At 32.9% G+C, this 12209-nt stretch carries 13 protein-coding genes; 3 read left to right on the top strand and 10 right to left on the bottom strand.

Annotation, left to right across the window (positions count from 1 at the left end):
• Positions 1-8: 8 nt before the first annotated feature.
• From NYQ10_RS19850 to NYQ10_RS19830, 5 genes are all read right to left on the bottom strand, one after another.
• A complete protein-coding gene (locus NYQ10_RS19850; protein ID WP_289877966.1) occupies positions 9-812 on the bottom strand; it encodes a hypothetical protein in 804 nt (267 codons plus the stop codon).
• A gap of 120 nt (positions 813-932) precedes the next feature.
• Positions 933-2261 carry an aldehyde dehydrogenase gene (locus NYQ10_RS19845; protein ID WP_289881053.1) on the bottom strand — a complete coding sequence of 443 codons (1329 nt, stop codon included), beginning with the start codon at positions 2259-2261 and terminating at the stop codon, positions 933-935.
• 77 nt (positions 2262-2338) lie between these two features.
• Positions 2339-3028, bottom strand: coding sequence for an RluA family pseudouridine synthase (locus NYQ10_RS19840; RefSeq protein ID WP_289877965.1), 690 nt, complete (start codon positions 3026-3028; stop codon positions 2339-2341).
• A gap of 183 nt (positions 3029-3211) precedes the next feature.
• Positions 3212-4030, bottom strand: a complete 819-nt coding sequence (panB, locus tag NYQ10_RS19835; protein ID WP_144218887.1) for a 3-methyl-2-oxobutanoate hydroxymethyltransferase — start codon at positions 4028-4030, stop codon at positions 3212-3214.
• Between the two features lie 175 nt (positions 4031-4205).
• Positions 4206-5633, bottom strand: a complete 1428-nt coding sequence (locus NYQ10_RS19830) for an L-serine ammonia-lyase (protein WP_289877964.1) — start codon at positions 5631-5633, stop codon at positions 4206-4208.
• Between the two features lie 294 nt (positions 5634-5927).
• Between NYQ10_RS19830 and NYQ10_RS19825 the strand changes: the two genes are divergently transcribed.
• From NYQ10_RS19825 to NYQ10_RS19815, 3 genes are read left to right on the top strand one after another with little or no spacing between them, the layout of a single operon-like run.
• Positions 5928-8075 carry a cation:proton antiporter gene (locus NYQ10_RS19825; protein ID WP_289877963.1) on the top strand — a complete coding sequence of 716 codons (2148 nt, stop codon included), beginning with the start codon at positions 5928-5930 and terminating at the stop codon, positions 8073-8075.
• Positions 8075-8533, top strand: a complete 459-nt coding sequence (locus NYQ10_RS19820) for a hypothetical protein (RefSeq protein WP_289877962.1) — start codon at positions 8075-8077, stop codon at positions 8531-8533. The genes NYQ10_RS19825 and NYQ10_RS19820 overlap by 1 nt, the downstream gene beginning before the upstream one ends.
• A gap of 4 nt (positions 8534-8537) precedes the next feature.
• Positions 8538-8900: a glyoxalase gene (locus NYQ10_RS19815; RefSeq protein ID WP_289877961.1), complete on the top strand. Its 363-nt coding sequence runs from the start codon at positions 8538-8540 to the stop codon at positions 8898-8900.
• A 1-nt stretch (position 8901) separates the two neighbouring features.
• Here the strand turns inward: NYQ10_RS19815 and NYQ10_RS19810 are convergent, their stop codons facing one another.
• The 5 genes from NYQ10_RS19810 to NYQ10_RS19790 all read right to left on the bottom strand — a co-directional run bounded on the left by NYQ10_RS19810 (position 8902) and on the right by NYQ10_RS19790 (position 12115).
• Positions 8902-9585, bottom strand: coding sequence for a 2'-5' RNA ligase family protein (locus NYQ10_RS19810; RefSeq protein ID WP_289877960.1), 684 nt, complete (start codon positions 9583-9585; stop codon positions 8902-8904).
• Between the two features lie 5 nt (positions 9586-9590).
• Positions 9591-9959, bottom strand: a complete 369-nt coding sequence (locus NYQ10_RS19805) for an iron chaperone (RefSeq protein ID WP_184160932.1) — start codon at positions 9957-9959, stop codon at positions 9591-9593.
• Positions 9960-10196: 237 nt separating this feature from the next.
• Entirely contained in the window at positions 10197-10664 is a 468-nt protein-coding gene (locus tag NYQ10_RS19800; protein ID WP_289877959.1) for an SRPBCC family protein, read from the bottom strand.
• 119 nt (positions 10665-10783) lie between these two features.
• Entirely contained in the window at positions 10784-11464 is a 681-nt protein-coding gene (locus NYQ10_RS19795) for a porin family protein (RefSeq protein WP_289877958.1), read from the bottom strand.
• Positions 11465-11533: 69 nt separating this feature from the next.
• Positions 11534-12115: a TIGR00730 family Rossman fold protein gene (locus tag NYQ10_RS19790; RefSeq protein WP_289877957.1), complete on the bottom strand. Its 582-nt coding sequence runs from the start codon at positions 12113-12115 to the stop codon at positions 11534-11536.
• Positions 12116-12209: the final 94 nt, after the last annotated feature.

Genomic DNA, 12209 nt, shown 5'->3' with positions numbered 1-12209 from the left:
TTTCTATTTTAATCTACATTAGAATTTCCAATTGAATCAATTGAATCTTCTTGTTTTATTCCAAATATCGCGTAATATGTTGCATAAATCATTGAGGAATTAAAGACGATAGTAAAAAATACAAGGACACCACAGCCAATAAGACCGACAATAGAGCCGATAAATCCAAGAATGAAAAAAGCAAATATGGTAAGCGGGTTTTTGGTAACGATAATAAAACTTGATTTTATAGCTTCAATTCCTTTTAATTTTCCAAAGACAATTAACGGAATTGATAAAAACATAAAGTAGGAGATAAAATACGGTATTACAATCGCAATAGTATTTCCTATAGAAGAACTATCAATGTTTTTAATTATGCCCGAAATGCCTGTTGCGACTAAAGCGGGAATAAATGCATTTATAAATAATTGTACAAAATAAGGAGCCTTGTAATAGGTGAAAATTGTTGAAACATTAAATTCTACATCTTTATCTGCAGAATCTGCCATTTTTAAGAAACCAGCCATAAAAGGAGAAAATAAACCAGATAATACTGCAATTCCGATAGTGTGTATTGCAAGTTCGTCGCCAGATAATTTTCTTTTGCTATATTCTTCAATGAAATCTTTTTTGATATTTTCTATTCCAAAAATAGCTGTAATTGTTCCCATGTAAGCTACAGCGAAAATGATTGAAAAGACTAAAAAAATAAGTCCTGAATAAACTGCTATTTTTTTATAATTTTCAAAGGCGTGATCAAAAGTTGTAGCAAAATCAAGAGAATAGCCATTTTTTTTAATGTCCTCAATTTGATCAAGTGTAGATTTCATTTTTTGCGTAAAATTGTTTTATAGACTTGTAATCTTTTATATGTATCTTGACGTAAATATAATATTTTAAATCAAATCCGTATAAAAATCTACAAAACATTCCGCAAGAAAGCAACTATTTTAAAGCCAGTCTAAAATGCGTTTTATTGAAGCTAATTTATCTTTGTAAGGAGCATATCGCATTGGCAAATCAAGCCAATTTCCTTTTTTAACAATCGGTTTGTGATGAGAAAAAGTATCAAAGCTACGCTGGCCGTGATATGCGCCAATTCCGCTCTCACCGACGCCGCCAAAAGGAAGTCTTTTATTTGAGAAATGAATCACCGTATCATTTACGCATCCACCTCCGAAAGAGTACTTTGAAATTAATTTCTTAACAAATGAATTATTTTCACTAAAAATATAAAATGAAAGAGGTTTCTCATAACGGCTCACAACGTTTTCAATATCATTTTCATTTTCATATGTAAGAATTGGAAGTATCGGGCCGAAAATTTCTTCTTTCATAACCGGACTATCTAAATCAGGTTCTTCTAATAAAGTTGGCGCAATGTAGAGTTTATTAGCGTCACTTTCTCCTCCAAATAAAATATGTTCATTTTGAATCATATTAGTAAGTCGATACCAATTTTTGGTATTAATAATACGTGCAAAATCAAGAGATTTGTCTATTTTTTTTCCGTAAGCCTTAATGATTTCTTCAATTAAGCAGGTAATAAAATTGACTTTCATGTTTTTTTGAACCAAAATATAATCTGGTGCAATACAAGTCTGGCCTGCATTAATAAATTTTCCCCAAACAATACGTTTTGCTGCTAGTCTTAAATTGGCAGTTTCGTCGACTATACACGGATTTTTCCCGCCTAATTCTAAAGTTATTGGAGTAAGGTTTTCTGCTGCGGCTTTTGCAACGATTTTTCCAACGGCAACACTTCCGGTAAAAAAGATATAATCCCATCGCTGTGCCAGCAATTTATTTGAAACTTCTACGCCACCTTCAAAAACTTCAACATGATTAATGTGGAATGTTTTTTCTATAATTTTAGCAATAATTGCAGAAGTGTGCGGAGTAAGTTCTGATGGTTTTACTGTAACTTTATTTCCAGCGGCAACCGCTGCGATCAAAGGGCATAAAGCCAGTTGAAAAGGATAATTCCACGGAGCAATAATTAAGACATTGCCGTAAGGTTCTTTGTAAATGTAATCGCGAGAAGGAAAATTTAGAAGTGAAGGAAAAACACGTTTAGGTTTCGCCCAAGAATTTATGTTTTTGATGGTGTCTTTAAGTTCTGAAATTACATAATGAGTTTCTGTAACAACAGCTTCAAACTCAGGTTTTTTAAAATCATCATATAAAGCTTGAATTATTAAATCTTCACTTTTCTGAATGTTGTGTAATAACTTTTTCAGTGTTTCTTTTCGATACCCGATGTCACTTTTATAATCCATTTTTCCGATCAGCTTGTTTTTTACTCTATGCAAGTTAATCGATAAAATTTTAAAAATTAACAATTAAATCATAAAAATCATACAGCATTCCAAATCGGATCTTCTGGAGTTGGAGCAATAATTGTAATGTTTTCTTTTGAAACCGGATGAACAAAAGTTAGTTTTCTAGCATGAAGATGAATACCGCCGTCAGGATTGCTTCTGTCTGCACCATATTTTAAGTCGCCTTTTATTGGAGATCCAATAGCAGATAATTGTGCGCGAATTTGATGATGACGTCCAGTATGTAAATTGATTTCCAGCGCCGTATAATTCTGAAGTTCTTTAATTATAGAATAATCTAAACTTGCTAATTTGCTGTCTGGAACTTCTTTTAAATGTGCCTTTGAAGTATTGTTTTTTTCGTTTCTTTTTAAATAATGAACCAATTTTGCTTTCGCTTCTTTGGGTTTATTTTTGACAACAGCCCAATATGTTTTTTTAGTTTCGCGATTACTAAACAATTCGTTCATTCGCGAAAGCGCTTTACTAGTTCTCGCAAAAACCACAATTCCTGTTGTTGGACGGTCCAAACGATGAATTACACCCAAAAAAACATCTCCGGGTTTGTTATATTTTACTTTAATATATTCTTTTACAATGTCAGAAAGAGGTTTATCGCCAGTTTTATCTCCTTGCACAATATCACCAACACGTTTGTTGACTACAATTATATGATTGTCTTCGTGCAATATCTGTAAGTTTTCTTTATTAGAAAGAATTTTCATTTTGAATGTATAAAATATATTGAGCAAATTTGGCTAAAGCCTAATGACACTTTAAAAATAAACCTCCAGCTAAAGCTGGAGGCAATTGAATTGTAAAACCTTTGAACCTCTTTCGTTTTGCCGCTTTGAAACTAAAAAGAAAGCTTAGTATCTAAGAACCTTAGCAACTTAGAAGCTCAAAAATTAATATTGTTCTTTTTCATTAGGGAAATCACTAGATTTAACATCAGCAGCATATTGCCCGATTGCTTTTGTCATTTCTTCATAAAGATTTAAGTAACGACGTAAGAAACGCGGACTGAATTCATTATTCATTCCAAGCATATCGTGAATAACTAAAACTTGACCGTCAACACCGCCGCCGGCACCGATACCGATAACAGGAATCGAAATACTGTCAGCCACTTTTTTGGCTAAATCTGCAGGGATTTTTTCTAAAACAACTGCAAAACAGCCAATTTTTTCTAGCATTTGAGCGTCTTCAATCAATTTTTCTGCTTCTTCTTCCTCTTTTGCACGAACGCTATAAGTTCCGAATTTGTAGATAGATTGCGGTGTTAAACCCAAATGTCCCATTACAGGAATTCCAGCGTGTAATATTTTTTTAATTGATTCTTTAATTTCTTTTCCGCCTTCTAATTTTACTGCGTGACCACCGCTTTCTTTCATAATTCTGATAGAAGAACGTAAAGCTTCTTTAGGGTCAGATTGGTAACTTCCAAAAGGTAAATCTACAACCACTAAAGCTCTTTCGACAGCACGAACTACAGACGAAGCATGATAGATCATTTGATCTAGCGTAATTGGCAGTGTTGTTTCGTGACCTGCCATAACATTTGATGCTGAATCGCCAACTAAAATTACATCAACACCCGCAGTGTCAACGATTTTAGCCATTGTATAATCGTAAGCGGTAAGCATAGAGATTTTTTCTCCGTTGCTTTTCATTTCAATTAATGACTTTGTTGTGATTCTTTTATAATCTTTCTTAGCTACTGACATTTTTTTTGTTTTTGATATTGTAAAAGTATTGAATAATTGTAAAATGGGAATCAGCAATAAAAGAATATTTCGACAGAATATAATTTTCCACCTTTAAATTCTAATCTAAACTGACTGTTTTCCATTATCATAGAATAAAGATGTGTTGCTTAAAAAAATGCTTTAATGAAAGTTTTTAGCAATCCGCCATATTTACGGCAATTGCAAGTCCGCCTTCTGAAGTTTCTTTATATTTAGAATTCATATCTTTTGCCGTTTCCCACATTGTATTAATTACTTTATCTAAAGGTACTTTAGCATTTTTAGAATCAGTTTCTAAAGCCAATTCCGCAGCATTAATTGCTTTTATCGCTCCCATCGTATTTCTCTCAATACAAGGAATTTGAACCAAACCGCCAATAGGATCACAAGTTAAACCTAAATGATGTTCCATTGCAATTTCTGCTGCCATAAGAACCTGAGCAGGAGTTCCGCCCATTAATTCGCAAAGTGCAGCCGCCGCCATAGAAGACGACACACCAATTTCTGCTTGACATCCGCCCATTGCAGCAGAAATAGTTGAGCCTTTTTTGAAAATACTTCCAATTTCGCCCGCAACCATCAAGAATTGTTTGATTTCTTTTTCGCCAGCATCATGGTTTTCAATTACCATATAATACATTAAAACGGCTGGAATTACACCAGAACTTCCATTTGTTGGAGCTGTAACAACACGTCCTAAAGATGCATTTACTTCATTCACGGCAAGTGCAAAACAGCTAACCCATTTTAAAATCTGTCGAAATTTAACTTCGGTTTTTCTAATTTCTTGAAGCCAACTATGCGGATCAGAATAATTAGATAATCCGATTAGATTTTGGTGCATATCAAAAGCTCTTCTGCGAACGTGAAGTCCGCCAGGAAGAATTCCTTCAGAATGACAACCGATGTACATACATTCTAACATTGTATTCCAAATACGCATTAATTCAGAATGCACTTCGGCTTCTGGACGCATTGAAATTTCATTTTCATATACAATTTCAGAAATCGATTTGTTTTCAGAAATCGTATAATTCAACAACTCAGCTGCATTTTGAACAGGATAAGGAAATGCACATTTTATTTCTTCTTTTAATTTCGCATTGGTGCGTTCTTCTTTCACGACAAATCCGCCGCCGATAGAATAAAACGTAGATTCGTATTCAGAATCGTCAGATTTATAAGCAGTAAATTTCAATCCATTTGCATGGAAAGGAAGAAAGTCTTTGTTGAAAACAATGTCTTGAAGAAAAAAGAACGGAATCACTTTTTGGTTTCCCAAATTGATTTCGTTAGTAGTTTCAATTTTTTTGATAATTCCTGCAATATCTTCAACAGGAATATATTCAGGATCTTGCCCGCTTAAACCCAGCATAACGGCAAGATCGGTTGCGTGCCCTTTTCCAGTTAAAGAAAGAGATCCGTATAAATCGACTTTTACTCGCGTAATATCGTCTAAAATTGCTTCGTCTTTTAGCTCTTCCAAAAAGCGTTCGGCAGCGCGCCAAGGTCCTAAAGTATGTGAGCTTGAAGGGCCAACGCCAATTTTAAGCATATCAAAAACAGAGATACATTCTTCCATTGTTCGTTTTTTGTTAAGACAAAGATAATTGAATAATGCAATGAATATTCATCTTTGAATGTTAATCTTGCGTATTTGTTAAAAAATATATTAAATTTTAATAATTTGGCAACAAAATAATTTTAAAACCTTAATATGCGCTTTCCGTAAAAAGTTCACCTTTTTTCGGTATTTTTGTAAAGAAACGAGTCTGTAAAAGACTTGGTTTTTAATATTAATACTTCCTGGATTTTGTTCTAATTCTGAAAACGTCTTTTTACAAATTATAATGCCACAAGAAGATAAAGTTACCATATGATAGAATTTTTCAAACATCTATTACAAGAATTCGAATTACCACTAAGCAATCCAGTATTGATTTTTTCGTTAATACTTTTCATTATTCTGCTTTCGCCAATTTTACTTAAGAAAATTAATATTCCAGGAATTATCGGACTTATCATTTCTGGAGTTATTATAGGTCCTCACGGATTGAATATTTTGGCAAAAAACTCCGCAGTAGACTTGTTTTCTACAATCGGACTTTTATACATCATGTTTATCGCAGGTTTAGAATTAGACATGAACGAGTTTAAAGCCAACAGAAACAAAAGTTTATTATTTGGTTTTTTCACATTTATTCTCCCTCTTTCTATCGGATTTCCAGTTTGTTTTTATCTGCTGCAATATGATTTTAATGCAAGTTTCTTAACCGCGAGTATGTTTGCTACGCACACTTTGGTTGCATATCCAATTGTTAGTAAATTAGGAATTGCTAAGAATCAAGCAGTTGCTATTACTGTCGGAGGAACAATTCTAACAGATACAGCCGTTCTAATTATTTTAGCGGTAATTATGGGAAGTGCGCAAGGAAGTCTAAATCAGGCTTTTTGGATTAAATTGACTATTTCGTTGGCAATTTTTTCTGCCATTATGTTTTTGGTTATTCCGAGAATTGCCAAATGGTTTTTTAAGAAATTAGAAAGTGAAAAACACGCCCATTATATTTTTGTGCTTTCTGTCGTTTTCTTCGCAGCCTTTTTGGCGGAAGTAGCAGGAGTAGAGCCAATTATTGGAGCTTTCGTGGCAGGTTTGGCTTTGAATCCGTTAATTCCGCATTCTTCGGCTTTAATGAATAGAATTGAATTTATTGGAAATGCTTTGTTTATTCCGTTTTTCTTAATTTCGGTAGGAATGCTGGTTGACGTAAGCGTTATTCTAAGCGGTCCAACAGCTTTGATTGTTGCAGGAACTTTGAGTGTTGTGGCAATTTTTGGAAAATGGATTGCAGCATTCTTTACGCAAATTGTTTTTAAATACAGCAAAACCGAAAGACAGCTTATTTTCGGATTGAGCAGTGCGCACGCGGCAGCAACTTTGGCAGTAATTTTGGTTGGTTTTAAAGCTAAAATTTTAGATGAAAATATCTTAAACGGAACTATTATTCTGATTTTAATTACTTGTATCGTAGCTTCTTTTGCGACAGAAAAAGCGGCTAAAAAGATTGCAATCTGCGAAGAAGAAATTTCACATGAAGATGCAGAAAAAGATCAGATTTTAGACGAACACATTTTGATTCCGTTGGCAAAAACTTCTGCTGCGGCGAGTTTGTTAGATTTTGCTCTTTTAATTAAAGATAAAAAATCGTCAAATCCTGTTACATTATTAACGATTGTTCCGAATAATAATCAGGCAGAGAAGAATATTTTAAAATATAGAAAAGCCGTTGATAAATTTGTGGTTCAGGCTTCGGCTTCAGAAGTGAAAATAAATACAATTGCAAGAATCGATCATAATCCAGCGAGCGGAATTGCAAGAACTTCTAAAGAAATCATGTCAGACATTGTGATTGTTGGATGGCCAAGAAAAACGGGATTTTTAGATAAAATTTTTGGAGAAAATGTAGATTCAATTATCAATAATGTAGATAAAAATTTATTCATCTGTAGATTTCAAAAGAATTTTATAGAAGAAAAAAGGTTGGTTTTTGTTTGTCCGCCATTTTCGGAAAGAGGAATTGGTTTTCATTTATTAATCCAGAAAGTGAGCCGATTATCTCAAGAATTAAGTATTCCGATTGTGATTTACGCCGAATACAAAACACACGAAACTATTCAGCAGATTGCTAATAATTTGAAATTGAATGCTAAATTAGGATTTAAAAATGTTTCGGATTGGGAAGATTTTGAATCAATTTCTGACGAAATGAAACCAACTGATTTAGTTGTTTTTAATCTTTCAAGAAAAGGTTCGGTTTCGTACCAATCTATTTTTGATAAACTACCTCAGAAATTCGAAAAATCTTTTGAAGATAGTAATGTGATTTTGGTTTATCCGCAAGATGACAGAAAAGAAAGCGCAATGGATGCGTATGAAGATTTTACGGCTTCACCTTTAGCAAAAGGTATTGAAGCAATTGAGCAAATTGGTCGTGGTTTGGGAAGTATTTTGAAAAAAGGGTAATGATGAAAAACTTTTCTAAATTCATAATTGCTTTTGTTTCTATTACTTTTTTAAGTTGTAATGATGGAAAAAAAGTTGAAAGAACAAATCAAGATTTAATTGAAAATAAAAACAAAGCATTAAAGGAAAAACTTGAAATAGTAGAAAACTTCGGAGAATTCAATAAAAAATTCCACTCAGATTCTATTTTTCAAGTTTCAAGAGTGGATTTTCCGATTGGAGGAAAACACGTTTCAGGCTTTGAACAATATAATTGGACAAGAAAAAATTGGGAGTTTCATGCTATTCCAGTCTCTGAAAAAATAGAAATTGGAGAATATGAACATTCGTTAATAAAAACAGATTCTTTAATTACGGAAAGATTTTGGATTCCGGATAGTGGTTTTGAAGTTGAAAGACAATTTAAATTGATAAACAACAAATGGTTTTTAATTTATTATAACGACATAAATTTGTAGTAAAATGGAAAATAACATAAAATCAATCCGACCATTTATTGGTTCTAAAAATTACGAGATTTCAAGAAGTTTCTACAGAGATTTAGGTTTTGAAGAAACTGTTTTAGATGCAAAAATGTCTGTTTTCAAATCCGATGAAATCGCCTTTTATCTGCAAGATGCCTACGTCAAAGACTGGATTGACAATACTATGATTTTTGTAGAAGTTAATGATGTTGAAAAATATTACAGCGAACTTTCAAATCTAAATCTTCCAGAAAAATATGAAGGAGCGAAATTAACTCCAATAAAATATTTAGATTGGGGAAGTGAATGTTTTCTGCACGATCCGTCTGGCATTTTATGGCATTTTGGAAAGTTCAAATAAATCATCTCAAACCAAAATCTCCTAGAACTTTCGTAGTATTTTTACGCTGATACCAATCATTGTAAACCAATTCTAAATTTGTGACATCAAATTCTCCAAAATCATAATCACGGAATTTTTCAGCGGTTTCGATTAATTTTTTCGGATTTTGAAGCTTTTCCTGAAAACGCATTATGGTAGAATGTGCCGTAAATATAGAATAACGGCTATCCATACTTTGCTGTAAACCTGAGTTTTTGAAATTCTCGCGAAGTTTATTTCGTAAATTATTTAAAGTCTCATCACTCGGAAATCCTTGAATCATCAATGCAGATGGCGAAGCGGTTACACCTTTATAATGAATTTTGATTTTCTCTACATCTACCAAACTTCTGCAGATAATTTCGATGTATTCTTTTGGTGAAATCTGATTTAAAGTAAAGTTTTCCGAACACGAAATGATAGACATAACCGTAATATGAATATCCGATTCAGGATAAAAATACTGTTCAGGTTCTACTTTTTTTAATTCATTAATAAAATGCTGAATATTGGCTTTAATTTCATCGTTTGGACGAATTAGCAATGTAATTCCAAAACGAGAGTCAGATTCATTTTTAAGTTCTAAATCTATCGAATATTTTCCTGCCGCAATTGTTGCCGCAGAAGTTTCATAAAGTTTGTTGTAGTGTTCGTTTAGATTCATTTTAATTATTTCTTTTTTACTTTTTCAAGATTTTCCTTCACTCTAAATTTTACAATTTTAGTGATTAAATCATAAGGCATTTTTTCTTTTAACGGAAATTGAACAGAACCTTTGCCTGATTTATATTTAGAAAGTTCCGCAGCAAAAGCTTCATGTCCAGTTGGCAACGCATACAATCCGATATGATTTTTGTAGGCTGCAAAGTAAACCACAATTCCGTTTTGCTCAAAAGCTGGCATCGAATAACTGATTTTTTCTTTAGCATCTGGCGCCGCTTTCTGAATCGTCATTCTAACTTTTTCCAAAATTTCCTGAACATCATTCGGAAATCCGCCAATGTATTCATCGATATTTTCAGGTTTCTTTGTTTCCATTTTTTAGTTTCAAGTTTCAAGTTTCAAGTTTCAGGTTTCAGGTTTTCACTAGCAACGTCAGTTTTTTTAACGCAAAGTGCGCTAAGATTTTTAAATTACGAGATGAGGTAGAATCTAGATATTAAGTTCGCAAAGCTTTATCTGTAAAGCTTTGCAATCTTTATCATTTTTAATGATTCTCGAAAAACTTCGCGTACTTTACGTAAAAACTTTGTGTTCTTTGCGTTTAAATCACCATCAAGCAAGACCTTTCGGAAAGCGATCTAAAACTAAATTCAACTGTAAATTATGTTCTAAATACGCTTTCGCACCAGCTAAAACCAAAGTAAAACCTTCAGTCGAATTACGAACCTGATCGATTATTTTATCTGTGTCGCCATGAAAACCTGAGTTTGTTATGCTTACAAAAGTTTCATGTTCGTTTAACGGATTAAAAACCCATTCTACCAAAGTAATTTCATCTGGATTTCCCCATTCAATAACAATCTTTTTATTTTCTTTAAGAACCAATGTTTTAACCGAAAGAGAAAAACCATACATTTCCCAAGTCCATTCGGTTTTTTGGTTTTCTTCCAGTTTTCCCGATCCTTTCGTAAACCAAAATTTACTCGTTATCTGTGGATCTATAAAAGCCTGAAAAACTTCTGAAACAGGTTTCCGAATCAGCATTTCAGCTTTTGCAAATTTGTTGTTTTCTGTTTTCATTGTTGAGAGGTTATAGGTTGAAAGTTAGATGTAAAAATGAAACCACATTTTACGTCTAGATTTCAATTTTTTCTTGCGACCTCTAATTTATGAAATAGTTGCAGTAAAAGTGTCAAAATTTAATTAAATGTAAATCCGACTAATAAATTTAAGGAGTTGGTTTTTATAGTGCCATCGTTTATTACTTCTGTTTTAGAAATATTTTGGAGTCCTAAATTTTCTCTTATTTCGACATAAATCTGATGATTAGAATCTAATTTGAATTCTTTTCCAATTCCTGCTGAAAGTCCAAAATCTAATGACTTTTTGCGATCCGTATCTTCGTCATCAGCATTTATTACTCCAGGAATATTAGACTTTGATTTAATTCCCGATTTTAATAAATATCCCAAATAAGGTCCGCCATTTATATAAAAACTTTTATCTCGAGAAAAATTGTATTTAATCATAATCGGCAGCACAATATAATTTAAATAAGCTGTAGTTTTAAAACGATAATTTCCTTCCATTGGTCCTGTTGGAACTTCTGGATTTAATACTTCTACTGTACCTTTAAAGTTTTGTGTCTTCCTTTCATAATTCAAATCGGCTTTTATAGATAAGTTTTCTTGAATTTGGTGTTGGAAAGAAATTCCGAACACATAAGCAAAACCTGGATTTTCGTCTGCATAAGAATCGTAGCCTCTAAAACTTGAATAATTTAAACCGCCTTGTATTCCGAGTTTAAATTTAGATTCTTGTGCAATTGTTTTAAAAGTAATTAAAGAAAAGGCAAATAATAAAAAGGTAATTTTTTTCATGTTTTTGGATTGGTTAATTTGGATTGCGAATGTATCAAAATAGAATTTAACTAGATAAAATTTTCATAGTTAAACATTCTTTTTGTCAATCCATTTACCAACTGTTGGCGCCGTGTAATTTTTCATTTGATGTAATAAATCATCAATATTATCGCTAACCAAAAGCATTTCTCGATTAACTTCTTTCAATAAACCTTTTGTCGTCATGTTCTGAAGCAATTCAATTAAAGAATCGTAAAAACCGTCTATATTTAAAATTGCGATTGGTTTTTTATGAAGTCCAAGTTGCGCCCAAGTCAGCATTTCGAAAAGTTCTTCTAGCGTTCCAAAACCGCCAGGAAGCGCGATTACGCCGTCGCACAAATCATTCATTTTTGTTTTGCGTTCGTGCATGCTGTCAACCAAAATTAATTCGGTTAAACCTAAATGAGCAATCTCTTTAGATCGCAAAAAGTTCGGAAGTACGCCAATTACTTTTCCGCCAGCACTCAATGCGCCATCCGCAACAGTGCCCATTAAACCTACATTTGCACCGCCGTAAACCAATTCTATGTTTTGTTCTGCCAACGTTTTTCCTAAAGCAGCGGCTTGTTCTTCATATATTTTTTCAGTGCCATAGCTAGAGGCACAGAAGACTGTTATTCTTTTCATTTTTTTTATTTTTTGAGAAGGGATAAAGATGAAAGAATAAAGAGGTAAGAGAATCTTTCTTCTTGAATCTTTCTTCTTGAATCTTTCTTCTCTC

Origin of the sequence: Flavobacterium johnsoniae (assembly GCF_030388325.1) — a bacterium.
GTDB lineage: Bacteria > Bacteroidota > Bacteroidia > Flavobacteriales > Flavobacteriaceae > Flavobacterium > Flavobacterium johnsoniae_C.
This window is presented reverse-complemented; position numbering and strand designations above follow the sequence as displayed.

What these genes read in the sequence shown, in the direction of transcription:
- NYQ10_RS19850 (WP_289877966.1), bottom strand. Translation starts at nt 812, where the DNA reads ATGAAATCTACACTTGATCAAATTGAGGACATTAAAAAAAATGGCTAT.
- NYQ10_RS19845 (WP_289881053.1), bottom strand. Translation starts at nt 2,261, where the DNA reads ATGGATTATAAAAGTGACATCGGGTATCGAAAAGAAACACTGAAAAAG.
- NYQ10_RS19840 (WP_289877965.1), bottom strand. Translation starts at nt 3,028, where the DNA reads ATGAAAATTCTTTCTAATAAAGAAAACTTACAGATATTGCACGAAGAC.
- panB (WP_144218887.1), bottom strand. Translation starts at nt 4,030, where the DNA reads ATGTCAGTAGCTAAGAAAGATTATAAAAGAATCACAACAAAGTCATTA.
- NYQ10_RS19830 (WP_289877964.1), bottom strand. Translation starts at nt 5,633, where the DNA reads ATGGAAGAATGTATCTCTGTTTTTGATATGCTTAAAATTGGCGTTGGC.
- NYQ10_RS19825 (WP_289877963.1), top strand. Translation starts at nt 5,928, where the DNA reads ATGATAGAATTTTTCAAACATCTATTACAAGAATTCGAATTACCACTA.
- NYQ10_RS19820 (WP_289877962.1), top strand. Translation starts at nt 8,075, where the DNA reads ATGATGAAAAACTTTTCTAAATTCATAATTGCTTTTGTTTCTATTACT.
- NYQ10_RS19815 (WP_289877961.1), top strand. Translation starts at nt 8,538, where the DNA reads ATGGAAAATAACATAAAATCAATCCGACCATTTATTGGTTCTAAAAAT.
- NYQ10_RS19810 (WP_289877960.1), bottom strand. Translation starts at nt 9,585, where the DNA reads ATGAATCTAAACGAACACTACAACAAACTTTATGAAACTTCTGCGGCA.
- NYQ10_RS19805 (WP_184160932.1), bottom strand. Translation starts at nt 9,959, where the DNA reads ATGGAAACAAAGAAACCTGAAAATATCGATGAATACATTGGCGGATTT.
- NYQ10_RS19800 (WP_289877959.1), bottom strand. Translation starts at nt 10,664, where the DNA reads ATGAAAACAGAAAACAACAAATTTGCAAAAGCTGAAATGCTGATTCGG.
- NYQ10_RS19795 (WP_289877958.1), bottom strand. Translation starts at nt 11,464, where the DNA reads ATGAAAAAAATTACCTTTTTATTATTTGCCTTTTCTTTAATTACTTTT.
- NYQ10_RS19790 (WP_289877957.1), bottom strand. Translation starts at nt 12,115, where the DNA reads ATGAAAAGAATAACAGTCTTCTGTGCCTCTAGCTATGGCACTGAAAAA.